This window comes from Modestobacter sp. VKM Ac-2978 (assembly GCF_026968025.1).
In the GTDB taxonomy this organism is placed as follows: Bacteria; Actinomycetota; Actinomycetes; order Mycobacteriales; family Geodermatophilaceae; genus Modestobacter.
Map to the genome: position 1 here is coordinate 44,968 of NZ_JAPVBP010000012.1, position 23,503 is coordinate 68,470.

23 protein-coding genes are annotated in these 23,503 nt (G+C 74.6%); 14 read left to right on the top strand and 9 right to left on the bottom strand.

From position 1 onward, the window contains the following. Positions 1-17 precede the first annotated feature (17 nt). From O2W53_RS23035 to O2W53_RS23055, 5 genes are all read right to left on the bottom strand, one after another. Positions 18-836, bottom strand: a complete 819-nt coding sequence (locus tag O2W53_RS23035) for an SDR family NAD(P)-dependent oxidoreductase (RefSeq protein ID WP_269165385.1) — start codon at positions 834-836, stop codon at positions 18-20. Next, positions 833-1,651 carry a MoaF C-terminal domain-containing protein gene (locus tag O2W53_RS23040; RefSeq protein WP_269165387.1) on the bottom strand — a complete coding sequence of 273 codons (819 nt, stop codon included), beginning with the start codon at positions 1,649-1,651 and terminating at the stop codon, positions 833-835. The genes O2W53_RS23035 and O2W53_RS23040 overlap by 4 nt, the downstream gene beginning before the upstream one ends. 52 nt (positions 1,652-1,703) lie before the next feature. Then, positions 1,704-3,380 (bottom strand): amidohydrolase, encoded by a 1,677-nt coding sequence (locus O2W53_RS23045; RefSeq protein ID WP_269165389.1) that lies wholly within the window; start codon positions 3,378-3,380, stop codon positions 1,704-1,706. A 203-nt stretch (positions 3,381-3,583) separates the two neighbouring features. Further along, positions 3,584-4,546: a helix-turn-helix domain-containing protein gene (locus tag O2W53_RS23050; RefSeq protein ID WP_269165390.1), complete on the bottom strand. Its 963-nt coding sequence runs from the start codon at positions 4,544-4,546 to the stop codon at positions 3,584-3,586. A gap of 101 nt (positions 4,547-4,647) precedes the next feature. Beyond that, positions 4,648-5,799 (bottom strand): CaiB/BaiF CoA transferase family protein, encoded by a 1,152-nt coding sequence (locus tag O2W53_RS23055; protein WP_269165392.1) that lies wholly within the window; start codon positions 5,797-5,799, stop codon positions 4,648-4,650. Positions 5,800-5,953: 154 nt separating this feature from the next. On the opposite strand from O2W53_RS23055, the gene O2W53_RS23060 reads away from it, so the two are divergent. The 11 genes from O2W53_RS23060 (at position 5,954) to O2W53_RS23110 (ending at position 16,437) form a co-directional block, all read left to right on the top strand. Then, complete coding sequence (locus O2W53_RS23060) at positions 5,954-6,619, top strand: CDP-alcohol phosphatidyltransferase family protein (RefSeq protein ID WP_269165393.1); 666 nt, start codon at positions 5,954-5,956, stop codon at positions 6,617-6,619. Beyond that, positions 6,616-7,590 carry a DUF881 domain-containing protein gene (locus O2W53_RS23065; protein ID WP_269165394.1) on the top strand — a complete coding sequence of 325 codons (975 nt, stop codon included), beginning with the start codon at positions 6,616-6,618 and terminating at the stop codon, positions 7,588-7,590. Before O2W53_RS23060 ends, O2W53_RS23065 begins: the two co-directional genes overlap by 4 nt. A 3-nt stretch (positions 7,591-7,593) precedes the next feature. Continuing rightward, entirely contained in the window at positions 7,594-7,926 is a 333-nt protein-coding gene (locus O2W53_RS23070; RefSeq protein WP_036332584.1) for a small basic family protein, read from the top strand. Continuing rightward, the gene (locus O2W53_RS23075; protein ID WP_269165395.1) at positions 7,923-8,801 is read left to right on the top strand and encodes a DUF881 domain-containing protein; all 879 of its coding nucleotides are present in this window, start codon (positions 7,923-7,925) and stop codon (positions 8,799-8,801) included. The genes O2W53_RS23070 and O2W53_RS23075 overlap by 4 nt, the downstream gene beginning before the upstream one ends. A 112-nt stretch (positions 8,802-8,913) precedes the next feature. After that, positions 8,914-9,318, top strand: coding sequence for a glycine cleavage system protein GcvH (gcvH, locus tag O2W53_RS23080; protein ID WP_036332586.1), 405 nt, complete (start codon positions 8,914-8,916; stop codon positions 9,316-9,318). 302 nt (positions 9,319-9,620) lie between these two features. Next, the gene (odhI, locus tag O2W53_RS23085; protein WP_166757210.1) at positions 9,621-10,139 is read left to right on the top strand and encodes an oxoglutarate dehydrogenase inhibitor Odhl; all 519 of its coding nucleotides are present in this window, start codon (positions 9,621-9,623) and stop codon (positions 10,137-10,139) included. Between the two features lie 43 nt (positions 10,140-10,182). Then, positions 10,183-10,959, top strand: a complete 777-nt coding sequence (gene ftsR, locus O2W53_RS23090; RefSeq protein ID WP_269165396.1) for a transcriptional regulator FtsR — start codon at positions 10,183-10,185, stop codon at positions 10,957-10,959. A gap of 116 nt (positions 10,960-11,075) precedes the next feature. Then, positions 11,076-11,561 carry a bifunctional nuclease family protein gene (locus tag O2W53_RS23095; protein WP_036332790.1) on the top strand — a complete coding sequence of 162 codons (486 nt, stop codon included), beginning with the start codon at positions 11,076-11,078 and terminating at the stop codon, positions 11,559-11,561. Positions 11,562-11,833: 272 nt separating this feature from the next. Then, positions 11,834-12,406, top strand: a complete 573-nt coding sequence (locus O2W53_RS23100) for a MerR family transcriptional regulator (RefSeq protein WP_442928876.1) — start codon at positions 11,834-11,836, stop codon at positions 12,404-12,406. A gap of 103 nt (positions 12,407-12,509) precedes the next feature. After that, positions 12,510-15,524 carry an aminomethyl-transferring glycine dehydrogenase gene (gene gcvP / locus O2W53_RS23105; protein ID WP_269165397.1) on the top strand — a complete coding sequence of 1,005 codons (3,015 nt, stop codon included), beginning with the start codon at positions 12,510-12,512 and terminating at the stop codon, positions 15,522-15,524. A gap of 91 nt (positions 15,525-15,615) precedes the next feature. Continuing rightward, a complete protein-coding gene (locus O2W53_RS23110; RefSeq protein WP_269165398.1) occupies positions 15,616-16,437 on the top strand; it encodes a hypothetical protein in 822 nt (273 codons plus the stop codon). 10 nt (positions 16,438-16,447) lie between these two features. Here the strand turns inward: O2W53_RS23110 and O2W53_RS23115 are convergent, their stop codons facing one another. Together O2W53_RS23115 and coaA are read right to left on the bottom strand one after the other, a co-directional pair. Then, on the bottom strand, positions 16,448-16,648 hold the full coding sequence (locus O2W53_RS23115; protein WP_269165399.1) for a DUF5999 family protein: 201 nt from the start codon (positions 16,646-16,648) through the stop codon (positions 16,448-16,450). A 142-nt stretch (positions 16,649-16,790) separates the two neighbouring features. After that, the gene (gene coaA, locus O2W53_RS23120; RefSeq protein WP_269165400.1) at positions 16,791-17,753 is read right to left on the bottom strand and encodes a type I pantothenate kinase; all 963 of its coding nucleotides are present in this window, start codon (positions 17,751-17,753) and stop codon (positions 16,791-16,793) included. A 92-nt stretch (positions 17,754-17,845) separates the two neighbouring features. On the opposite strand from coaA, the gene O2W53_RS23125 reads away from it, so the two are divergent. Beyond that, positions 17,846-18,676 carry a GNAT family N-acetyltransferase gene (locus O2W53_RS23125; protein WP_269165401.1) on the top strand — a complete coding sequence of 277 codons (831 nt, stop codon included), beginning with the start codon at positions 17,846-17,848 and terminating at the stop codon, positions 18,674-18,676. Between the two features lie 61 nt (positions 18,677-18,737). On the opposite strand, the gene O2W53_RS23130 is transcribed toward O2W53_RS23125, so the two are convergent. Continuing rightward, positions 18,738-19,277 carry a YbhB/YbcL family Raf kinase inhibitor-like protein gene (locus O2W53_RS23130; protein WP_269165402.1) on the bottom strand — a complete coding sequence of 180 codons (540 nt, stop codon included), beginning with the start codon at positions 19,275-19,277 and terminating at the stop codon, positions 18,738-18,740. A 258-nt stretch (positions 19,278-19,535) separates the two neighbouring features. On the opposite strand from O2W53_RS23130, the gene O2W53_RS23135 reads away from it, so the two are divergent. Then, the gene (locus tag O2W53_RS23135; protein WP_269165403.1) at positions 19,536-20,267 is read left to right on the top strand and encodes an HAD family hydrolase; all 732 of its coding nucleotides are present in this window, start codon (positions 19,536-19,538) and stop codon (positions 20,265-20,267) included. Then, complete coding sequence (locus tag O2W53_RS23140) at positions 20,264-22,636, top strand: glycoside hydrolase family 65 protein (protein ID WP_269165404.1); 2,373 nt, start codon at positions 20,264-20,266, stop codon at positions 22,634-22,636. The genes O2W53_RS23135 and O2W53_RS23140 overlap by 4 nt, the downstream gene beginning before the upstream one ends. A gap of 49 nt (positions 22,637-22,685) precedes the next feature. On the opposite strand, the gene O2W53_RS23145 is transcribed toward O2W53_RS23140, so the two are convergent. Beyond that, on the bottom strand, positions 22,686-23,405 hold the full coding sequence (locus tag O2W53_RS23145) for a M50 family metallopeptidase (protein WP_269165405.1): 720 nt from the start codon (positions 23,403-23,405) through the stop codon (positions 22,686-22,688). Positions 23,406-23,503 lie beyond the last annotated feature (98 nt).

A 23,503-nucleotide genomic window follows, 5' to 3' on the forward strand; every position in this document is an offset into this window, starting at 1 on the left:
GTCCGGTCCTCCTGTCCTCAGCGGTCGTCGACCGGGCGGTCGTCGACCGACACCCGGGGGTCGAAGGGCACCGTGCCCACGTCCACGGCCACCTGCCCGCCGTCGACCGGGATCACCGCCGCGTTGACGTAGCGGGCCTGGTCCGACAGCAGCCAGGCGATGCACGCGGCGACCTCGTCGGCGCCGGCCGGCCGGCGCGCCGGGACCAGCGAGGTCACCAGCCCGTAGGCGGCGCTGGGGGAGAGGCCGCGCGGACCGCCGAACTCCGCCATCTCCGCGTCGGCCATCTCGGTCGCCGTCCACCCGGGGCACACCACGTTGGCCCGCAGTCCCTGGGGGCCGTAGTCGACGGCGAGGGACTGGGTGAGCGCGGTGGCGGCCGCCTTCGAGGCGGCGTAGACCGACATCTCCGCGCTGGCCCGCAGGCCGGCCACCGAGGCGACGGTGACCACGGCGCCGCGGGAGGCCAGCAGGTGCGGCAACGCGGCCCGGAGCACGTGGTATAGGCCGCCGACGTTGACCCGCAGCGTCGCCTCGAACGCCTCGGGGGAGACGTCCAGCAGCGCGCCGGGGTACATCACCCCGGCATTGAGCACCAGGCCGTCGAGGCGACCGAAGTGGTCGACGGTGCGCTGCACGACCCGGGCGGCGTCCGCCGGGTCGGCCACGTCGCCGGTCACGGCGAGCCCGCCGGTCTCCTGCGCCGTCCGCTCCAGCGGTTCCGGCCGGCGACCGCAGACGACGACCCGGGTCCCGGTGCGCGCCAGCGTGCGGGCGGTCGCCGCACCGATGCCGGCGCCGCCGCCGGTGACCAACGCGACCCGGGGAGGGGTCATGGCGTGCTGACCGGCGGTGCCTCGGACAGGGGCTGTGCGTAGGCGCCCATCGTGAGGTCGACCAGCTCACCGCTGAACTGGTCGAGCGCGAACTGGATGCCCACCGAGCGCAGCTGGGTCAGGTCGACCAGCACCATGCCCTCGACGCCCAGCAGCTTCTCCAGCCAGGAGAAGAGGTACACCCCCTCGCGGATCTTCCAGTGCACGCACCGCTCGGTGTCCGCCTCGCCCTGCTCGGCACCGCCCATGCAGACCCAGGTGAAGAGGCGGTCGGTGAGGTAGACGTGGTCGTAGACGTCGTCGCTGCTGTAGCGGTAACGGATCCGCTGGCCGACCAGCTCCGTGGTCGGCTGGTGGGGGTGCGGGTCCGCCGGCCGTCCGTCGATCGTCGCCTGGAACCACTGCTGCCGGGCGCGGTGCGGGTCCGGCTCCAGGCCGAGCTGGGCCAGGGCCCCGGTCGCTGTGCCGTTGGCCAGGTCCAGGGCGAAGGACGCCGCCTCGGGTCGGGGGAGGCCCTGCCACAGCTGGTGCACGTAGAAGAGCTCGTCGGCGAGCTCGAAGGCCTGGTAGGTGGCGGTGCCGCTGCGCTCCGGGCGGTCGCCGACGCGCAGCACCCAGTCGAGCCGGCGGTCCTCGGTGAACCGCTGCTCGAGGGAGAAGGCCTCGCCGCCGTCGGCCAGGGCGCCGGTCAGCGTGATGGTCCGGCCGACCAGGGCGCCGGACACCGGCGGGCGGAACTCGTCGAAGCCCTCGGCCATCTCACTCAGTGGGGTCCAGGACTGCGCGTCCCAGGCGAACTCGCCTCTGCCGCTCACGGTTCTCCTCGTCGTCGTGCTGGTCGGGTCGGTCTCGGCACGGCCGAGTGGGTCACGGGCGGGTGGTCGGCTCGTCGGCGGTGTGCACCAGTCGGCCGGCGAACCAGGTGCGCAGCACCTGGGTGGCGTGCACCTGCGTCGGGTCCACCGCGAAGACGTCACGGTCCAGGACGATGAAGTCCGCGGACCGGCCGGGGGTGAGCCGTCCGGTCACGTCGCCGAGTCCCATCGCCTCGGCCGGGTGCGTGGTGAAGGCGGTGACCGCCTCCTGCACGGTCAGCGCCTGCCCGGGGTTGAGCGTCCCGGGCACCGCGGGGTCGGGGTTGCGGCGGGTGACCATGGCCTCCAGCCCGGTCCACGGGTCGGGGGTGGGTGCGGCGCACGGCCAGTCCGACCCGGCGGCGACCACCGCACCCGAGTCGAGGAAGTCGCGGAACGGCCAGGACGCCGCGACCACCTCCGTGGGCACGTGGGCGGCGATGCTGTCCTGGATCACGCCGGGGAACCAGATGTAGGGGGAGGCGTCGGCGACCACGTCGAGCGCGGCGAACCGGGGCAGGTCGTCGGGGTGCACGTACTCGGCGTGGGCGATCTGGAAGCGCGGCCCGGGCCCGCGGCGGGCGCGCACCTGCTCCACGGCATCGAGCACGAGCCGCACCGAGGCGTCCCCGGTCGCGTGGAACTTCGCGCCCAAGCCCAGGTCGTGGCACCGCTCCACCTCGGCGACCAGGTCGGGCAGGTCGTAGTACAGGTCACCGGTCGTGGCGGGCTCGCCGTGCCGGCACAGGTAGGGCTCCAGCAGCGCCGTCGTGCGGGTCATCGGGACGCCGTCCAGCACGACCTTCACGAAGTCCGGGCGCACCAGCTCGCTGCGCTGGGCCCGGGCCTCGGCGATGAGCTCCCCGCCGACCGCGCCGTCCTCGAGGAACGGGCGCACCGGGAGGGAGGCGACCACCCGCAGCGTCAGCTCACCCTCCGCCTCGAGCTCGCGCAGCGCGGCCAGGGGTCCGCCCATCGTCGCGGCCTCCTGCACGCTGGTGATGCCGTAGGAGTTCAGCACCCGGATCGCGGTGGCCACCGCTTCCCGCATGCGCGCCTGCGGATCGGCGACCGACGCCGCGAAGGCCGACTCGGCCCGGGCGGAGGCCAGCTCGTGCAGCACGCCGGTGAGCCGGCCGGCGTCGTCCCGGACGTAGCGGCCGCCCTCCACGTCCGGGCTGTCCGGGCCCACGTCCATGAGCTCCAACGCCCGCGAGCTGACCCAGCGGTTGTGCATGGTGTCGTCGCGCAGCAGCACCGGCCGCCCGCCGCTGGCCTCGTCGAGGGCCAACCGGTGGCGCTCCTCGGCCAGCTGACCGAGGAGGGTGCTGCCGAGGATGCCGCCGACGACCCAGGCGTCCGGCTCCAGCCGGCCGGCCCACGCCCGCACCTTCGCCAGCACGTCGTCCAGCGAGTCGCTCGGCAGCAGGGGCAGCTCGAACGCCGCCTGGGCGCCGGCCAGGTTCAGGTGCACGTGCCCGTCGACCAGCCCCGGGAGCACCAGCGCGCCGGCCAGGTCGTGCACCTCCGTGTCCGGGCCGCGGTGCCGGGCGACCTCGTCGACCGTCCCGACGTCCAGCAGCAGCCCGTCCCGGACCGCCAGCGCCTCGGCCCACGGGCGCGCCGGGTCCGACGTCCAGACGCGTCCTCCGGTCACGACGAGGTCAGCGGCGAGCGGGGTGGGGGACATCGGGCCTCCGGGTGGACGTGGGCGGGCGGGGGACGCGCGGTGCCCGGGGCCACCGGCGGGGCGGTCGGCCGGCCGAGCGGGGCCCGGCCGGCCGGCGACGGGCTGCGCCGACGCCGGTGAGTCCACGGCAGCGCGGGGGAGGGGCTGAGCCATCCCGTGCACGGCCTGTCGCCATCTCGTGCACGGGACTGGTCGGCACCCGGTCAGGCGGCGGTGCTCTGCCGACGGAGCTGTGCCGGGGACTCGCCGAAGGCCGTGCGGAACTGTCGCGCGAGATGGGTGACGTCGAGGATCCCCCAGCGGGCGGCGATCGACGGCGTGCTCCGGCCGGCGAGCCTCGGGTCGAGCAGGTCACGCCGGATGCGCTCCAGTCGGCGGCGCCGGATCCACGCGGCGGTGGTGAACCCCTCCTGGGCGCACATTTTGTGCACCTGGCGCACCGAGACGCCGAGGGCCACCGCGATCGACTCGACGCCGAGGTCGGGGTCCCCGAGGTGGGCCAGCGCGTACGTGCGCACCCGGTCGGCCAGGGTCGGCCCGCCGCCCCCGGGCACCTGGGGGAGTCCGGCGTAGACGGCGAGCACCATCGACACGAGGGCATCACCGAGGTGGCAGGCCGCGGGGGAGTCGCCCGAACCGGCGTCCTCGCACCTCGACAGTTCCTCCAGCATCGAGGAGAGCGCGCGAGCGGGGCTGCTCGTCGCCGGGACGGGGACCGCGGTCCGCTCGCTGAACGGTCGGAGGTGCGGGTGCAGCCGGTCCCGCGGCACCGCGACGACGACCGCCTCCCAGTTCGTACCCGCGCTGTCCAGGTGGTACGGCCGGGTCGTCTCGTAGGCCACCAGGTCCCCGGGCCGGGCCTCCCCCCGACGCCCGTCCTGGCTCAGCCGGCTGACGCCGGAGCGCTGCCAGATGAGCTTGAGGAACTCCGGGTCGGTGGAGCTGAGCAGGCGCCCGGTCCGGGAGACCGTGTTGGGGCTGGTGCGCAGCGCGGTGACGAGCAGCCCGTCGGCAGTGGCGCTGCGCAGCCGGCCGTGGAAGGCGACGCCCTCGACCGGCCGGACGCGCACCGGTGCGCAGGCGGACGACACCGCCGCCTCGAAGGTGCCGAGGGCTGCCTCGGCGTCCAGCGGCTCGGCCGCGGGGCTGCGGGGCGTCGTGACCACAGGCTGCCTCGTTCCATTCGGAAAGCGAACGACATGTCCGTTAAGAGGGAACGCTAGGTCATGTGTGACCTGCTGCACAACGACTGACCGGCCACGGACGGTCAGTCGAGGGGCGTCGGGGCCTGGACCACCGTGCCGGCGGCCAGCAGTGCGTCGACGTCGGTGATGCCCCAGTCCGACAGCGCCGCCCGGGTGTGCTCCCCGGCGCGGGACGGCGGCCGGTCGAGGGTGGCCGGGGTGCGGGAGAACCGCGGCGCGGGCGCCGGCTGGACGACGCCGTCCCGCTCGACGTAGGTCTGCCGCGCCGCCAGCTGGGGGTGGTCGCGGGCCTCGGCGAAGGAGAGCACCGGGGCCACGCACGCGTCACTGCCGGCGAACACCTCGGCCCATTCGTCGCGGGTCCGCCGGCCGATCGCGTCGGCGAACAGGCCGCGCAGCTCCTCCGGGTCCGCCCCGGCCCGCTCCGGCACGCGGCCGGCCAGGCCGAGCCGGTCGACGAGCTCGGCGTAGAACTGCGGCTCCAGGGCGCCGACCGCGAGGTGCCGGCCGTCGGCGGTCTCGTAGACGTCGTACCAGGGGATGCCGGAGTCCAGCAGGTTGACGCCGCGGGTGTCCTGCCAGACCCCACCGGCCAGCATGCCGGCGATCATGGTCGCCAGGTGCGCGCTGCCGTCGACGATGGCGGCGTCCACCACCTGGCCCCGGCCACTGCCGCGGGCCTCCAGCAGCGCGGCGAGCACCCCCACCACCAGGTACATCGCCCCGCCGCCGAAGTCGCCGACCAGGTTCAGCGGGACCTGCGGCGGCCCGCCCGCCCGCCCGATGGCGTGCAGGACGCCGGTGACCGCGATGTAGCCGAGGTCGTGCCCGGCCGTCGCCGCCAGTGGGCCGTCCTGACCCCAGCCGGTCATCCGGCCGTACACCAGGCGGGGGTTGCGGGCCAAGCACTCCTGCGGCCCGATGCCCAGCCGTTCGGTGACCCCGGGCCGGAAGCCCTCGAGCAGCACGTCCGCGCGCTCGGCGAGGCGCCGGACCAGCTCCGCGCCGTCGGGGTCCTTGAGGTCGACGGCCACCGACCGCCGCCCGCGGGCCAGCAGGTCGTGCTCGGCGGACGGCGTGGGCGGCCTGGCGCCGGGACGGTCGATCCGCAGCACGTCGGCGCCGAGGTCGGCGAGGAGCATCGCCGCGAACGGGGCGGGGCCGAGACCGGTGAGCTCGACGACGTGCAGCCCGGCGAGGGGTCCGGTGGTCATCGGAGAACCTGACGGCACCGGGACGCCGGTCGTCAAGGGGCGGGTGCCGACCGGCCGGGTGCCGAGGGTGCCCCGGGCGACCGGCCGGTCGGCGGGGGCACCATGGACGTCGGGCACTAGCCTGACCCGCGGTGGACGGCGAGGTGGAACTGCGATGACGACGGCGGGCGACCGGGCGGCCGACGTCCCTCCGGACGGTCCGGCCAACCGTCGGCGCGTCGTGCCGCGGAACCGGGACGAGCTGGGCGACCGGGTGTGGACGCTGCCCAACCTGCTGTCGGTCGTCCGGCTGCTGGGCGTGCCCCTGTTCCTGTGGCTGCTGCTGGGCCCGCACGCCGACGGCTGGGCCATCGTCGTGCTCGTGGTCTCCGGCGCCACCGACTGGCTCGACGGGAAGCTGGCCCGCGCGCTGGGACAGGCCAGCCGGCTCGGCGCGCTCCTGGACCCGGCCGCCGACCGCCTCTACATCGTCGCGACGCTGATCGCCTTCGTCATCCGGGACGTCGTGCCCCTGTGGGTGGTCGTCGTGCTGCTGGTGCGCGAGGTCGTGCTCGCCACGACCCTGCTGGTGCTCCGGCACGCGGGCTGGCCGCCGCTGCAGGTGCACTACCTCGGCAAGGCCGCGACCTTCCTGCTGCTCTACGCCTTCCCCCTCCTGCTGCTGGCCGACGGCGAGGGGTCGGTGGCCGCGGTGGTCCAGCCGGTCGCCTACGCGCTCACCGTGTGGGGGGCGGCGCTCTACCTGCTCGCGGGGGTCTTCTACGTGGTCCAGGCCGTCCAGCTGCTGTCCGGGCGCCACCCGGCCGGAGTGGAGGCGTGAACGCGCCCGCACCCGGGCGGCCACGTTCGCTGGGTGCCTCCCTGCTGGACCAGGTGCTGGCCGACACCCTGGACCCGGCCTACGCCCAGGTCGCTGCGGCCCGGGCGGCCCGGGCCGCGGAGGAGGCGGCCGGATCGACGGCGCAGCCCGGCCCGGCCTCCCGCCCGTCGTGGCTGCAGCGGAACCGGGGGCAGCTGCTCGTCGCCGCCGCGCTGCTGCTGGCAGGGCTGCTGGCCGCGGTGACCTACCAGGAGGCGGCGGCCGGCGCGCAGGGGCGTGAGGCGGCCCGGCAGGCGTTGCGCGACGACATCGTCCAGGAGTCCGCGGTCGGCGACGAACTGGCCGCCCAGCTGCAGGAGCTCACCGCCGAGGTCGCCCGGACCCGGCAGCAGGCGCTGGACACCAGCGTGGTCGGGCAGCGCGCGCTGAGCCAGCTCGCGGTGGCCCAACAGGGGGCCGCCGCGGTGGCGGTCGCCGGGCCCGGGCTGCTCGTGACGGTCGGCAACGCCCCGCCGGCGGCGGACAGCGACCCGGTCGGCGGGTCCGACCAGATCGCCCTGGCCGGCCGGGTCCAGGACGGCGACCTCCAGCTGGCGGTGAACGCGCTGTGGGCCTCCGGTGCCGAGGCGATCAGCATCAACGGTCAGCGGGTCGGCCCGACCACCGCCATCCGTCAGGCCGGCGACGCCATCCTGGTCGACTTCCGACCGGTGATGAACCCCTACGAGATCTCCGCGGTCGGCGACCCTGACGACCTGGCCCGCGCCTTCCTGGCCACCCCCGAGGCCAACGACCTGGCCACGCTGACGAAGGACTTCGGTGTGGTCTTCGACTTCGCCCGGGCCGACGACCTCGAGCTGCCGGCCGGCAGCAGCGCGGAGCTGCTGTTCGCCGAGCCGCTCACCGCACCCGAGGAACAGGGTGAGGCAGCGGCGCCCGCCACCCCCGACCCGCCCACCGACGGAGGCTGACGCGTGATCCCGATCCTCGGACTCGCAGTCGGCGTGGTGCTGGGGCTGTTGCTCGACCCCAGCGTCCCGCTCTGGCTGCAGCCCTACCTGCCGATCGCGGTGGTCGCAGCGCTGGACGCGGTGTTCGGCGGGGTGCGGGCGCGCTTCGACCGGATCTTCGACGCCAAGGTCTTCGTCGTCTCCTTCGTCTCCAACGTCGTCGTCGCAGCGCTGATCGTCTTCCTCGGTGACCAGCTCGGGGTGGGCGCGCAACTGTCCACCGCCGTGGTGGTGGTGCTCGGCATCCGCATCTTCGGCAACGCCGCGGCCATCCGTCGGCACCTGTTCCGCGCATGAGCGAGGAGCCGACCGCCGAGCGCCGGTCCGATGCCGGGCCTCCCGGGGCCGACGACCCCGGGACGGGCTCCTCCGCGGCGGGCACCCCCCAGGCGGGCACCCCCGGTGCCGACGGCGTGGGGGAGCAGGAGGCGGCCGGCCCGTCGGACGGGGCGGACGGCGCCGGGGCCACGCCGGTGGCCGGACGACGGCGTCGCGATCCGCTGGCGGCCGTCCTCATCGGCGTGCTCACCCTGCTGCTGGGCTTCGCCTTCGCGGTGCAGGTGCGCAGCACCGACACCGACGCGCAGCTGGCCGGCCTGCGCGAGGAGGACCTCGTCCGCATCCTCGACGACCTCTCCTCCCGGGAGGACCGGCTCCGCCAGGAGATCAACGACCAGCGGACGGCGCTGGCCCAGCTGGGCAGCTCCGACAGCGCCGCGGCCGCCGCGCTGGCGGAGGCCGAGGAGCGGGCCGAGGCGCTCGGCATCCTCAACGGCACCGTCGCCGCCCGCGGTCCCGGGCTCGAGGTGGTCATCCGCGACCCCGCCGACCGCGTCACCGCCGGCGTCGTGCTCAACGCCGTCCAGGAGCTGCGCGGCGCCGGTGCGGAGACGATGCAGATCGACGGCGTCCGGATCGGCGTGAGCAGCGCCATCACCGGCGAGCCCGGTGCCCTGGAGATCGACGGAGAGCCGGTGGAGGCGCCCTACACGATCCGGGTCATCGGCTCGCCCGAGGACATGGCCACCGCCCTCAGCATCCCGGGCGGGGTCTCCGCGATGGTCAACCAGCGCCGGGGCGACGTGGCCATCACCCCCTCCCAGGACGTCGTGGTGGACGCGTTGCGGCCACTGGACACGCCTCAATACGCTGAGCCGGCCGAGGGGGACTGAGGAAGGACCTCGGTGCCCCCCAGACCTCGCTGGCGCTCGGTCCGGGCCCCTGCACCGAGGCCGCGGCCACCACTGCAGCCACCGAACCGACCCCGATCTCTGGAGATGCCGCATGACCACACCCGATGACCGCCGTTACACCGACCAGCACGAGTGGGCGCTGGTCCAGGGCACCGAGGGTGCCGCGACGGTGGTCCGGGTCGGGATCACCGACCACGCCCAGGACGCGCTGGGGGACATCGTGTTCGTCCAGCTGCCCGAGGTGGGTGCGGAGGTGGCCCCCGGCAACCCGATCGGTGAGGTCGAGTCCACCAAGTCCGTCTCCGACGTCTACTCGCCGGTGGCCGGCGTCGTCTCGGCGGTGAACGAGGCCCTGACCGACGCGCCGGAGACGGTCAACAGCGATCCCTACGGTGCCGGCTGGCTGGTCGAGGTCCAGGTGACCGGGCAGGACGGCGACCCGACCGCGTCGCTGCTGGACGCAGCGGCGTACCAGGCGGTCGTCCAGGGCTCCTGAGCCCGCCCTGACCGGGCCGGATGGATCGGCCCGTCACTCCGCTGGCCCCCCGCCGTCCGGTCGGGGTGGTCGGCGATCACTATCATCACTGCGACGGTCGGCCGTGTGCTCCACGGCGTCCGACCCTCACCCTGTACGTGCGGTTGACCCTCGGGTCGGCCGCTGGTTCCATGACCCCCGGCCCGACCGTGATCCTGCGGTCGGCCGACCTACGACGGGCCGACCGGGCCGTCGTCCGCCGGCCGACCGCGGCCCGTACCACCAGGCCCGCGGCGGTGCCGCCTGCACCGGAGGAGACAGACGTGCTCTGCACTCGATGTGGCCACCAGAACCCAGAGGGCAGCCGCTTCTGCGCGCAGTGCGGGGCGGCGCTGAGCCCCGAGCGGGTCGGCGAGTCGACCAGCATCATCCCCAAGGTCGGCGGTGAGGATTCCGGCGAGCAGGCCGAGGTGTCCGAGTCGACCGCGGACGCGCACGCCGGCGCCGTCGAGTCGCTGCCGGCCGGGTCCGCGCTGCTGGTGGTGAAGCGGGGCCCCAACGCGGGCAGCCGCTTCCTGCTCGACCAGGAGGTCACCACCGCCGGTCGGCACCCGGACAGCGACATCTTCCTCGACGACGTGACGGTCAGCCGCCGGCACGTGGAGTTCCACCGCGAGGGTGGCGGGTTCACCGTCCACGACGTGGGCAGCCTCAACGGCACCTACGTCAACCGCGAGCCGGTCGACGTGGCCTCCCTCGCCGGCGGCGACGAGGTCCAGATCGGCAAGTTCCGCCTGGTCTACCTGACCGGGCCGCGGACGGGCGAGCCGGCCGGCGCATGACCGCCACGTCGTGCACGGAGCGGGCCGAGAGCGGACGCCGGTCATGACTGCGGTGCCCCAGCCCAGCCCCAGCGCTGACCGGGACACCGCCGACGCCCGGGACGCCGCTGACAGCAGAGACGCCGCGGACGCCAGGGACACTGCCGACACCAGGCCCCGGTTCACCATCGGCGAGGTGCTGTCCGCCCTGCGCGGCGACTTCCCGGACGTGACGATCAGCAAGATCCGCTACCTCGAGTCCGAGGAGCTGGTCCACCCGCAGCGGACGCCGTCGGGCTACCGGAAGTTCTCCGTCGCCGACGTCGCCCGACTGCGGTACGTGCTGGCCGCCCAGCGGGACCAGTACCTGCCGTTGCGGGTCATCAAGGAGCACCTGGACGCCCTGGACCGGGGCGAGCCGGTGCCCGGCAGCGGGACCGCCGGCGGCGTGGCCGGCCAGCCGGTCGGGACCGCCCCCCTGCCGGGCCCGGAGTTCGCGGCGGCCGCCGGCCTGACGGAGGCCCAGCTGGCCGACTGCGTCCAGTTCGGACTGCTCAACGCCGACTCCCAGGGCCGGCACCGCGTCACCGACCTGCCCGTGGGCCGGGCCGTCGCCGGCCTGGCCCGGCACGGCATCGAACCGCGGCACCTGCGGGTGTACCGGACGGCGGCGGAGCGGGAGGCCGCCCTGCTCGAGCAGCTGGTGGCCCCGGTGCTGCTGGCGCGCTCCGAGGAGGCGCGCGCCCGGGCCGGTGAGCAGCTCCAGGAGCTGGCCGCGCTGTCGGCACAACTGCACGGCGGGCTGCTGGAGTCGCGCCTGCGCGAGGTCCTCGGCGGCTGACCCCTGGCGTACCGTTGCGGGGGTGCGGGCACCCCGGTGCTCCGGTCGGCCGCCCTGCGGTGGACGGTCCGGGAGCGGTGGGTGACCACGGGGAAGTCAGCGGAGGGGAGCCAGACGTGCAGGAGCTCAGAGTCGTCGGCGTCCGGGTGGAGCTGCCCGGCAACCAGCCCATCCTGCTGCTCAAGGAGACCCAGGGGGAGCGGTACCTGCCGATCTGGATCGGCGCGACCGAGGCCGCGGCGATCGCCTTCGAACAGCAGGGCGTCCGGCCGGCCCGGCCGATGACCCACGACCTGCTGCGTGAGGTGGTCACGGCCCTCGGCGCCACCCTGGAGGCGGTCCACATCACCGAGATGCGTGACGGCATCTACCTCGCCGAGCTGCAGTTCGGCGACGAGCGCACGGTGAGTGCCCGCCCGTCCGACGCCGTCGCCCTCGCCGTCCGCACCGGTGCGCCCATCTACGGCGCCGAGGCCCTGCTCGACGAGGTCGGGATCGAGATCCCCGACGAGCAGGAGGACGAGGTGGAGAAGTTCCGCGAGTTCCTGGACAACATCAGTCCCGAGGACTTCGGCGCCGGGTCGGGCTCCGGCGGCAGCTGAGCCGCCGGCTCCCCGGGGCCACCCGCACGGGTGAGTCCAGCGACACGCCGCGTCCCTCGGTTGACCCTGTCCCGGCCCCGGCCTACGGTCAGCGAATCACGTGCGTGGAAGTCCCTGAGTCGCGCCCGTGACCGTTCCCAGCCACAGCACGGGGACGGCCCAGGTGCTGGGTGCCGGAGTCGAGGAGGCGCTGGAGTGAGCGGGCCCGCGATCGACGGCACGAACCCAGCAGCGCCGCGACCGCGGCAGATGAACGCCAGCGAGGAGTGCCCGTGAGCGACCAGGACAACGGTTCACAGGGTCAGCTGTTCAGCGACGCAGCGGTGGGCGTCCCCTCCTACGACGAGATCGACACCGACGTCGTCGGCTACCGCGGCCCGACGGCGTGCGCCGCCGCCGGCATCACCTACCGGCAGCTGGACTACTGGGCGCGCACCGGGCTGGTCGCGCCGTCCGTGCGGACCGCCACCGGGTCGGGCACGCAGCGGCTCTACTCGTTCCGCGACATCCTGGTGCTCAAGGTCGTGAAGCGGCTGCTGGACACCGGCGTCTCGCTGCAGAACATCCGCAAGGCCGTCGACCACCTGCGCACCCGCGGGGTCAAGGACCTCGCCAACATCACGCTGCTCTCCGACGGCGCCACCGTCTACGAGTGCACCTCGGCCGAGGAGGTCGTCGACCTCCTCGCCGGCGGGCAGGGCGTCTTCGGCATCGCGGTCTCCGGCGCCCTCCGGGAGCTCTCCGGGGAGCTCGCCGAACTGCCGGCCGAGCGGCTGGACGGAGGCGGCTCCGTCGCCGACGACGAGCTGTCCGCCCGCCGCCGCCGGCGCGCCGCCTCGGCCTAGGCCACACTCCGCTGGCCCCGGCTCGGCCCGGGGCGGACGCGGTCGAGCCGCTCTGGCCTGGACGGCCCCCAGCCGCTGATCGCGCGCTGGTACCGTCCCAGCAGTGGCCGACCGGACTCCTGGTTCTGATCCCGCACCCCTGACCGGGTCGCTCCCCGCGCTCTCCGCGCTGTCGACGAGCGGGTCGTTCGCGGCCCGACACATCGGCCCCCGCCCGGCGGACACCGCCGCGATGCTCGAGGTGCTCGGCCACGCCTCGCTCGCCTCACTGGCCGATGCCTGTGTGCCGGAGGGCGTGCGCGACCGCACCCCGCTGGACCTCCCGGCGGCCGCCGACGAGGCGACGGTGCTGGCGCAGCTGCGGGAGCGGGCGGCGGCCAACGAGGTGTTCACCTCGATGATCGGGCTCGGCTACAGCGACACGATCACCCCGGCGGTCATCCAGCGGAACATCCTGGAGAACCCCGCCTGGTACACCGCCTACACGCCCTACCAGCCGGAGATCAGCCAGGGCCGCCTCGAGGCGCTGATCAACTTCCAGACGATGGTCGCCGACCTCACCGGGCTGCCGGTCGCCGGCGCCTCGATGCTGGACGAGGCCACCGCCGCGGCGGAGGCGATGACGCTGGTGCGCCGGGCCGGGCGGGCGAAGGCCGACTCCGTCTTCGTCGTCGACGCCGACACGCTGCCGCAGACCCTGGCCGTGCTGCGCACCCGCGCGGAGCCGCTGGGCATCGGGCTGCACGTGGCCGACCTCTCCGCCGGCTGGCCCACCGACCTCCCGGAGGCGGGGGCCTTCGGGGTGCTGCTGGCCTACCCGGGCGCCAGCGGCGCGGTCCGGGACCACCGCGAGCTGGCCGCGGCCGCGCACGCGGCCGGTGCCGCCGTCGTGGTCGCCGCCGACCTGCTCGCCCTCACGCTGCTGGAGGCGCCGGGGGAGTGGGGCGCCGACGTCGCCTGCGGCACCACCCAGCGCTTCGGCGTCCCGATGGGCTACGGGGGCCCGCACGCCGGGTACCTGTCGGTGCGCGAGGGCCTGGCCCGTCAGCTCCCCGGCCGGCTGGTGGGGGTCTCGGTCGACGCCGACGGCGACGTGGCCTACCGGCTGGCGCTGCAGACCCGGGAGCAGCACATCCGCCGGGAGAAGGCCACCAGCAACATCTGCACCGCCCAGGTGCTGCTCGCCGTCATGGCCGGCGCCTACGCCGTCTACCACGGGGCCGAGGGGCTCACCGCGATCGCCGCCCGGGTGCACCGCACCGCCCAGGTGCTGGCCGGCTGGCTGCGCGCCGGCGGCCTCACCGTGGTGCACGAACACTTCTTCGACACCGTCGTCGTCGCGGTGCCCGGCCGGGCCGCCGAGGTGGTGGCGGCCGCGGCCGCCCGCCGGGTGAACCTGCGCCTGGTCGACGACGACGCCGTGGCGATCGCCTGCGACGAGACGACGACGCCCGCCGTCCTGCGGCTGGTCGCCGAGGCGTTCGGGGTGGGCACGGACGACGCGGGCCTGGACGACGCCGGGGCCGACGCGCTCCCGGCCGAGCTGCGCCGGCGCAGCCCGTTCCTCACCCACCCGGTCTTCGCCGAGCACCGTTCGGAGACGGCGATGCTGCGCTACCTGCGCCGGCTGTCGGACAAGGACCTGGCGCTGGACCGCACGATGATCCCGCTGGGCTCGTGCACCATGAAGCTCAACGCCGCCACCGAGATGGCTGCGATCACCTGGCCGGAGTTCGCCGGCCTGCACCCCTTCGCACCGGTCGAGCAGGCCCGCGGGTACGCCCAGCTGATCCAGGAGCTGTGCGACGGGCTCGCCGAGGTCACCGGGTACGCCGCGGTCAGCGTGCAGCCCAACGCCGGGTCGCAGGGGGAGTTCGCCGGCCTGATGGCCATCCGCGCGTACCACCACAGCCGCGGTGACGCCGAGCGCGACGTGTGCCTCATCCCGTCCTCCGCGCACGGCACCAACGCGGCCAGCGCCGTCATGGCCGGCATGCGGGTGGTCGTGGTGGCCTGTGACGAGGCCGGCAACGTCGACCTCGCCGACCTGCGGGCCAAGGTGGACACCCACGCCGAGCGGCTCGCCGCGATCATGATCACCTACCCGTCCACCCACGGGGTGTTCGAGGTCGAGGTGCAGGAGATCTGCGCGGCGGTGCACGACGCCGGCGGTCAGGTCTACGTCGACGGCGCGAACCTCAACGCCCTGGTCGGGCTGGCCAAGCCGGGCCGGTTCGGCTCCGACGTCAGCCACCTCAACCTGCACAAGACCTTCTGCATCCCGCACGGCGGCGGTGGCCCGGGCGTGGGGCCGATCGGCGTCCGGGAGCACCTGGTGCCCTTCCTGCCCGGCCACCCGCTGGTGGAGACCGGGGGCAGCGGCCCGGCGATCTCCGGTGCCCCGTGGGGCTCGGCGGGGATCCTGCCGATCTCCTGGGCCTACCTGCGGCTGATGGGCCCCGACGGGCTCCTCCAGGCCACCGAGCAGGCGATCCTGGCGGCCAACTACGTCGCCGAGCGGCTGCGGCCGCACTACCCGGTGCTCTACACCGGTGCCACCGGCCTGGTGGCGCACGAGTGCATCCTGGACATCCGGCCGCTCACCAAGGCCACCGGTGTGACCAACGACGACATCGCCAAGCGGCTGATCGACCTGGGCTTCCACGCGCCGACGATGAGCTTCCCGGTGGCCGGCACGCTGATGGTCGAGCCGACCGAGAGCGAGGACAAGGCCGAGCTGGACCGGTTCGTCGAGGCGATGGTGCACATCCGCGGGGAGATCGAGCAGGTCGCCACCGGCGAGTACGACCGGGAGGACAACCCGCTGCGCAACGCCCCGCACACGCTGAAGATGCTGGCGGGGGAGTGGGACCGCCCGTACTCGCGCGAGGCGGCCGTGTACCCGGTCCGGGGGCTGGTCGGGCGCGGCTACCTGGCGCCGGTGCGGCGCATCGACGGGGCCTACGGCGACCGCAACCTGGTCTGCTCCTGCCCGGCGCCGGAGGCGTTCGAGGAGCCCGCGGTGCCGCACCCGCCGGTGGCGACCGAGCCTGACCGCGCCGACGGGGCCCCCGATGACCTGGGGACGGTGCAGGACGTGGTGGGCGCCCGGTCCTGACACGCCGGGAAGGGGTCGACGGCGCGGCCCGGAAGGTGCACCATCCCCGTGCATGGGGACCCTGGTGCGTCGGTCGTCGGTCGGTGTGGTAATGCTCGCCGGGACGGCGGTGCTGACCTCCTGTGCAAGCCAGCTGGGCGCCGCCGGTCCCACCGCGGTCAGCGAGGCGGCCGCGACCGACAGCGTCGCGCCGGCCGCCGCGGAGGAGCTGGCCGGCGCACTGCTGCCGGAGTCCGCGTTCGGCCCGGACGCCACGGTGCTCCAGCTCCCGTCGGAGTGGGTCGGCCCCTGGTCGGGGTCGTGGGCCGGGCCGTGGTCGGGTGACGGGTCGTGGGGCGACCACCGCGGCTGGGGCGGCCACCACGGCTGGGCCGGCAACGGCTGGGGCGGCCACCACTGGTGGGGCGACGCGGACGGCACCGACGAGGACGGCACCGACGAGGACGGCACGGCCGTGGAGGCGTCGGTCGAGCCGGCCGCCTGCGCCGATGCGCTGGCCGCCCTGCCGACCCTCGAGGACGAGGAGATGCCGGCGGTCGCGGCCCAGGTGGCCGCCACCGATCAGCAGCGCACCTTCCAGGTGGTCGCCGAGGGGCCGGCCGTCGAGGGGCTGGAGCTGCCGGTCGACGAGCTCGTCCAGGCCTGCGCGGACGCGACCGTCGACGCGCCCTGGGGGATGCAGGTCGAGATCGGCCTGTCGGCCCTCGACGTACCGGAGCGTGGGGACTCCGCCGCCGGGCTGGCGGTCACGATGACCCACTCGGTCGGCACGGTCTCGATGCTGGTCGGCGTGGTCACCGACGGCCCGCGCGCGGTCATGCTGAGCCAGACCGGTACCGCGGACGCTGCCCTGGACCAGGCCGCGTTCACCACGCTGCTCACCCAGGCCGCCGACGCCGCCGGCCTGGACTGAGCCGACCCGATCAGGCTGCGGAGGCGCCGGCCAGAGCCCAGGGGCGGGTCAGCACGACCTGACCGTCCGGGAGCAGTTCGCCGTCGTCGTCGAACACGATCACGCCATTGCACAACAGCGTCCACCCCTGTTCGGGACGGCGGCTCAGCGGCGCGGCCAGCACGCGGCCGTCCGCGGCGGGTGGGGGACAGGTCGAGGGGTGCGAGCACATCGGGGTCCACTCCAGGGGAAGCGAGGCAGGGTGCGGCCGCGGCGCTGCGGTCAGCCGAGTGTGCGCCGCGTCACTCCCGACCGGCGGGGACGCGACCTCACGACGTCGGCGGGCGTGCTCGGCACTTCCTGACAGCGGACGGTCAGAGCTTGCGCAGCAGCACCCGTCGCACCGAGTGGTCGGCGGCCTTCTGCAGCACCAGGCGCGCGCGGGACCGGGTGGGGGCGATGTTGAGCCGCAGGTTCGGCTCGTTGACCGCCTCCCAGATCCCTCGAGCCGTCGTCGTGGCCTGCTCGTCGGTGAGGTCGGCGAAGCGGTGGAAGTACGCGTCGGAGTCCTGGAAGGCCGTGCGGCGCAGCGCGAGGAAACGCTCCACGTACCACTGGGAGATGTCGTGCTCGGTGGCGTCGACGTAGACGGAGAAGTCGAAGAAGTCCGAGAGGAAGACCTCGGGCACCCGGCCGTCGTTGCGGGCGCCGGCCTGCAGCACGTTGAGCCCCTCCAGCACCAGCACGTCGGGGGAGTCCACGACCTGCCGCTGGTCGGGGAGCACGTCGTAGGACTGGTGGGAGTACAGCGGGGCGCTGACCTCCGGCTTGCCGGACTTCACGTCGGCCAGGAAGCGCAGCAGCGCCCGCCGGTCGTAGCTCTCCGGGAACCCCTTGCGGCCGAGCAGGCCGCGGGACTCCAGGACGGCGTTGGGCAGCAGGAAGCCGTCGGTGGTGACCAGGTCGACCCGCGGGGTGTCCGGGGCGGCGGCCAGCAGCGCCTGCAGCAGCCGCGCGGTGGTGCTCTTGCCGACGGCGACGCTGCCGGCCACGGCGATGACGAACGGGACCTTCGCGGTGCGCGCACCGAGGAACTGGGTCTGGGCGGCCCACAACCGCCGGCTGGCGGTGACGTGCAGGTGCATCAGCCGGGCCAGGGGCAGGTAGACCGTGGAGACCTCGTCCAGGTCGATCCGGTCGCCCAGGGTGGCCAGCTGCCGGACGTCGGCGTCGTCCAGGGGCAGCTCACCGCCGGCGGCCAGCGCCCGCCACGACTGTCGGTCGAACGCGGTGAAGGGCGAGACCTGCGCACGCGTTCCGGCCGTCACGGCGCCCATGGTGCCGTCTGCCTGCCGGGCGCCCCCCGACCGGGTGGGTCGGGGACGGCTGCCGACCCGACCTGCACCGCCGGGCGGCTAGGGTCCGGGGCGTGTCGTCGCCCGGGCTGCTCGACCGGATCGAGCGCTACTTCGCCCTCGCTCCGCTGCCCGACGCCCGGGTGCACTCCGTGGGTGCACTCCAGGTGCCGATCGGTCCGCCGGAGTGGCCGCACCCGGCCCGGCCGCGGCCCGGCTTCGAGGGCGAGGTCGCGGTGGACGACGTCCGGGCCGCGATAGCCCTGCAGGAGCGGGCCGGCCTGCCGGCGTCGCTGGAGTGGCTCGGCGACCGCTGCCGCGGCCTGGCCACGGTGGCGCGGGCAGCGGGGCTGGTGGTCGACGAGCTGCCGCTGCTGGTGGCCGACGACCCGGTCGAGGTCCTGCTGCCCAGCGAGGTGCGGCTCTACCTGGTGGGCGCCGACGACCCGCAGTTGGGCCTGTACCAGCGGCTGGCCGCGCTGGCGTTCGCCACGCCCGCCGGCGCACCGGCGGCGGACGCACCCCGGGAGACCCCGGAGGTGGCCCGGGACGACCCCGGCCCGGCCGCCGTGCCGCCGACCGAGGTGCTGCGCGACCGGGTCGCGTCGGGCTCGACGGTGATGATGGTGGCCGTCGAGGACGGCGAGCCGGTCGCCATCGGCTCGCACCAGCCGGTGCTGGTCGACGGCACCGAGATCAGCGAGGTCGTCGGCGTGGCCACCCTGCCCCGGTTCCGTGGCCGCGGGCTGGGGGCCGGGCTCACCTCGGCCCTGGTCGAGCACGCCCGGCAGACGGCCGACCTGGTCTTCCTCTCCGCCGGCGACGACGACGTGGCCCGGGTCTACGAGCGGGCGGGCTTCGCCCGGGTGGCCACCAGCTGCGTGGCAGAGCGTCCGTCCGGCTGAGCCGCGGAGCGGCCGTCCGGCTGGGGCGGTCGGACACCCGCCGCCCCAGCCGGACGACGGGTCACTGCACCTCGTACGTCGCGACCAGGGTGGCCCGGGCGAGGGTGTGGCTGAACAGGTTGAACCCCAGGTAGGCCGGGCTCGCCTCGGCCGGTACGCCCAGGTCGTCGGTGTCCAGTGCGTGGACGACGACGAAGTACCGGTGCCGGCCGTGCCCGGCCGGCGGGGCTGCCCCGACGTAGCCGGCGAACCCGGCGTCGTTGCGCAGCTGCACCGCGCCGTCCGGCAGCCCGCCGTCCGCGGCACCGCTCGGGAGCTCGGTCACCGAGGCCGGGAGGCCGGCGACCGCCCAGTGCCAGAAGCCGCTGGCGGTAGGGGCGTCGGGGTCGTACACGGTGACCGCGAAGCCGCGGGTCCCGTCCGGGAAGCCGGACCAGCTCAGCTGCGGTGACCGGTCCTCACCTCCGGGCACGCCCATCTTCCCGCTGACGTGCGGCTGCGGCATCGGCTCGCCGTCGGTGAGGTCGGCGCTGGTCACCTGGAAGGCAGGCACGGGGGGCAGGAACTCGTAGGGGTCGGGTGGGGTCGGTCGACCGGCCATGCCGGGTCCTCCTCGGGTCGTCGGGCTCCCCGGCAGTCCCGCCGGCGAGCGGGGGCGTGGTGCCCGCCGCCGACCCTAGGCAGCCGCGCCCGCCGACGCCCAGCGAGCGCCTCGGTCGGACGATGGACCGTTATCCCCAACAACGACGCGGCACGAGCCGGTCGCGTCCCCGGCCACCGCACCCTCCGGGCACGGCTCAGCAACGAGGGTGGGGCTCCCGAGAGGTCGGGTGGATCATCTCGCCGTAGCGTGTCGGGCGTGCTGGGACTCCCTGACGACATCCGTGCCTGCCTGTTCGACCTCGACGGGGTCCTGACGCAGACGGCCAAGGTCCACCAGGCTGCCTGGAAGCGGACCTTCGACGAGTTCCTGCTCAGCCGCGACCCGGGGGCGGCGGAGTTCAGCCCTGACGACTACAACCGGTACGTCGACGGCAAGCCGCGCAAGGACGGCGTCCGTGACTTCCTGACCAGCCGGGGGATCACCCTGCCCGAGGGCAGCGACGACGACCTCGCCGACGCGTCCACCGTGGCCGGCGTCGCGACGCGGAAGAACCAGCTGATCATGGCCGAGCTGGACGAGCACGGCGTGCAGGTCTACGAGGGCTCGATGCGGTACCTGCGGGCGGCGCGGGACGCCGGCCTGGCCACCGCCGTCGTCACGGCGTCGGCCAACGGGGAGCACGTGGTCGCGGTCGCCGGGTTCGCCGACCTCATCGACGTCCGGGTCGACGGCGTGGTCGCCGCCACCGAGGGGCTGCGCGGCAAGCCGGCCCCGGACACCTTCCTGGCCGGTGCGCGGGCCCTCGGCGTCGAGCCGGCGCAGGCCGCGGTCTTCGAGGACGCCCTGTCCGGGGTCGCCGCCGGGCGGGCCGGTGACTTCGGCTACGTCGTCGGGGTCGACCGGGTGGGCCAGGCCGACGGGCTGCGCGAGCAGGGCGCCGACGTCGTCGTCACCGACCTGGACCAGCTCCTGGGGGAGACCCCGTGACGGAGGGGCGCGCGCACTTCCTGATCGAGCCCTGGTCACTGACCGAGGTCGGCGTCGACCTGGCCTCCCTGGGGGTCAACGAGTCGGTGTTCGCCCTGGCCAACGGGCACATCGGGATGCGCGGCACGCTCGACGAGGGGGAACCGGTCATCGTCCCCGGCACCTACCTCAACGGCTTCTTCGAGGAACGGCCGATGCCCTACGCCGAGGCCGGCTACGGCTTCCCGGAGCAGGGCCAGACCGTGGTCAACGTGACCGACGGCAAGCTGATCCGGCTGCTGGTCGGGGACACCCCGCTGGACCTGCAGTACGGCGACGTCATCGACCACCGCCGGACGCTGGACCTGCGCAACGGGCTGCTGCGCCGCACCACCGAGTGGCGGGGTCCCAGCGGGCGTCAGGTTCGGGTCACCAGCACCCGGCTGGTCTCGCTGACCCGGCGGTCGATCGCCGCCGTCGAGTACACCGTCGAGTGCACCGACGACCAGGGCGACCTCTACATCGCGCTGCAGTCGGACCTGCTGGCCAACGAGTTCGTGACGACGTCCCAGTCCGGCGACCCCCGCGCCGCCTCGGCGATGACCCGGCCGCTGCAGTCGGAGCTGCACGTGGGTCGCGGTCGGCACGCCGTCCTGGTGCACCAGACCACCCGCAGCCGGCTGCGGATGGCCGCCGGGATGGACCACGAGGTCGACGTCCCCGACTCGGCGACCGAGGACCTGGAGGTCTCCCCGGACCTCGCCCGCTACACCCTGGCCGCCCGGCTGCCGGCCGGCTCGAAGCTGCGGCTGGTGAAGTACCTCGCCTACGGCTGGTCCAGCCGCCGCTCGTCGGCCGCCGTCCGGGACCAGGTGGAGGGGGCGCTGGCCACGGCGAAGCTGGCCGGCTGGAACCGGCTGGTGCGGGAACAGCGGGAGCTGCTGGACCGGCACTGGGACGAGGCCGACGTCGAGGTGGAGGGCGACGACGAGCTCCAGCAGGCGGTGCGGGTCGGCATGTTCCACGTCCTGCAGGCGGGCCTGCGCGCCGAGCGGCAGCCGATCCCGGCCAAGGGGCTGACCGGTGACGGCTACGACGGGCACACGTTCTGGGACACCGAGACCTACGTGCTGCCCGTGCTCACCTACACCGCGCCCGGAGCCGTGCGCGATGCGCTGCTGTGGCGGCACTCCACCCTGGACCTGGCCCGCGAACGGGCCCGCGTGCTCGGCCACACCGGTGCCGCGTTCCCGTGGCGGACCATCCGCGGGGAGGAGACGTCGGGCTACTGGCCGGCCGGGACGGCGGCCTTCCACATCAACGCCGACATCGCCGACGCCGTCGCCCGCTACACCGCGGCCACCCTGGACGACGAGTTCGACCGCGACTACGGCACCGAGCTGCTGGTCGAGACGGCCCGGCTGTGGGCCTCGCTCGGGCACTTCGACGACGGCCGCGGCTTCCGGATCGACGGCGTCACCGGGCCCGACGAGTACACCGCCGTCGTGGACAACAACGTCTACACGAACCTGATGGCGCAGCGGAACCTGCGGGAGGCGGTCGCGGCCGCCCACCGTCAGCCCCAGACCGCGGCGCGGCTGCAGGTGGGCGAGGACGAGCTGGAGCTGTGGGCCCGTGCCGCGGACGGCATGCGGGTGCCGTTCAACGCCGACCTCGGGGTGCACGAGCAGTCCGAGGGGTTCACCCACCACGAGGAGTGGGACTACGAGGGCACCCGGCCCGACCAGTACCCGCTGCTGCTGCACTTCCCCTACTTCGACATCTACCGCAAGCAGGTCGTGAAGCAGGCCGACCTGGTGATGGCCCTGCACCTGCGGGGGGACGCCTTCACGCTCGAGGAGAAGATCGCCGACTTCGCCTACTACGAGGCGCGGACGGTGCGGGACTCCTCCCTGTCGGCGTCGGTGCAGGCGGTGATCGCCGCCGAGACCGGACACCTGGAGCTCGCGCACGACTACTGGGGCGAGGCGGCCCTGACCGACCTGCAGAACCTGCACGGCAACAGCGGGCACGGGCTGCACATCGCCTCGCTGGCCGGGGGCTGGATGGTCGCGGTCGCCGGGTTCGGCGGGATGCGCGACCACGGCGGCCGCCTGACCTTCGCGCCGCGGTTGCCCAGCCGGATCCGCCGGCTGCGCTTCCGGGTGGTGTTCCAGGGGAACTGCCTGTCGGTCACGGTGACCCCGGAGAAGGCGACCTACCGGCTGGTCTACGGCGAGGGACCGCTGGAGACCGCGCACCACGGGGAGCCGATCGTGGTCACCGCCGAGACCGTGGAGCGGGAGATCCCGCCGCCGCCCGTCGTCGACCCGGTGCGCCAGCCGCCGCACGCCGCCCCCCGCCGCCGCAACCGCCCCACCAGCGACTGACGGAGGACCCCAGTCACCACCAGAATGGCCATTTCGGTGGTGACTGGGGTCAGAGGAGGGCGGTGTCGCGGAGGAGCCACCAGCCGCCGAGCAGCAGGGCGCCACCGTCGACCAGCAGGAAGACGGCGACCCACACGATCCCCGGCAGCCCGGTGAGCCGGGCCAGCTGGTCGGCGTCGGAGTCCCGGGCCGCACCCGAGCGGCGCTTGGCCTGGAGTTCCAGGACGGTCTTCGGCGCCGCCAGCAGCAGGAACCAGGTGACGCCGGCGGCGAACGCCGACTGCCCCGCCGCGGGCAGCCACCAGGTGGCGGCGAAGACCAGGGTGCCGGTGACGAGCACCGACCACAGGCCGTACCAGTTGCGGATTTGCACCAGCAGCAGGGCCAGCAGCAGCAACAGCGCCCACAGCAGGCCGATCGCGAACCCGGCAGCCAGCAGCGCCGCCGCACCCAGCCCGAACAGTCCGGGCCCGGTGTAGCCCGCGGCTGCGGTCAGCACCATGCCGGGGCCGCGGGGCCGGCCGGCCGACACGGTGACCCCGGAGGTGTCGGAGTGCAGGCGGATGCCGGCCAGCCGCCGGCCGGTGACCAGGGCGGCCAGGCCGTGCGCCCCCTCGTGCGCGATCGTCACCGAGTGCCGGGCCCGCTGCCACAGGGTGGGGGAGAGGACCAGGGCAGCGGCGAGCGCCGCGGTCAGGACGAGCAGCCAGAGCGGCAGCGGGGGAGAGGTCGCGGAGACCTGCTCCCAGAGCGAGCTGACGAGGTCCACCCGGGCATCGTCGCCAGTGGACCTGTGCGTGGGGTCAGCGCCACGCCGCTGGACGCCCGGTGACCGACCCGACATCTGCACGACATCCGCGGCAGGGA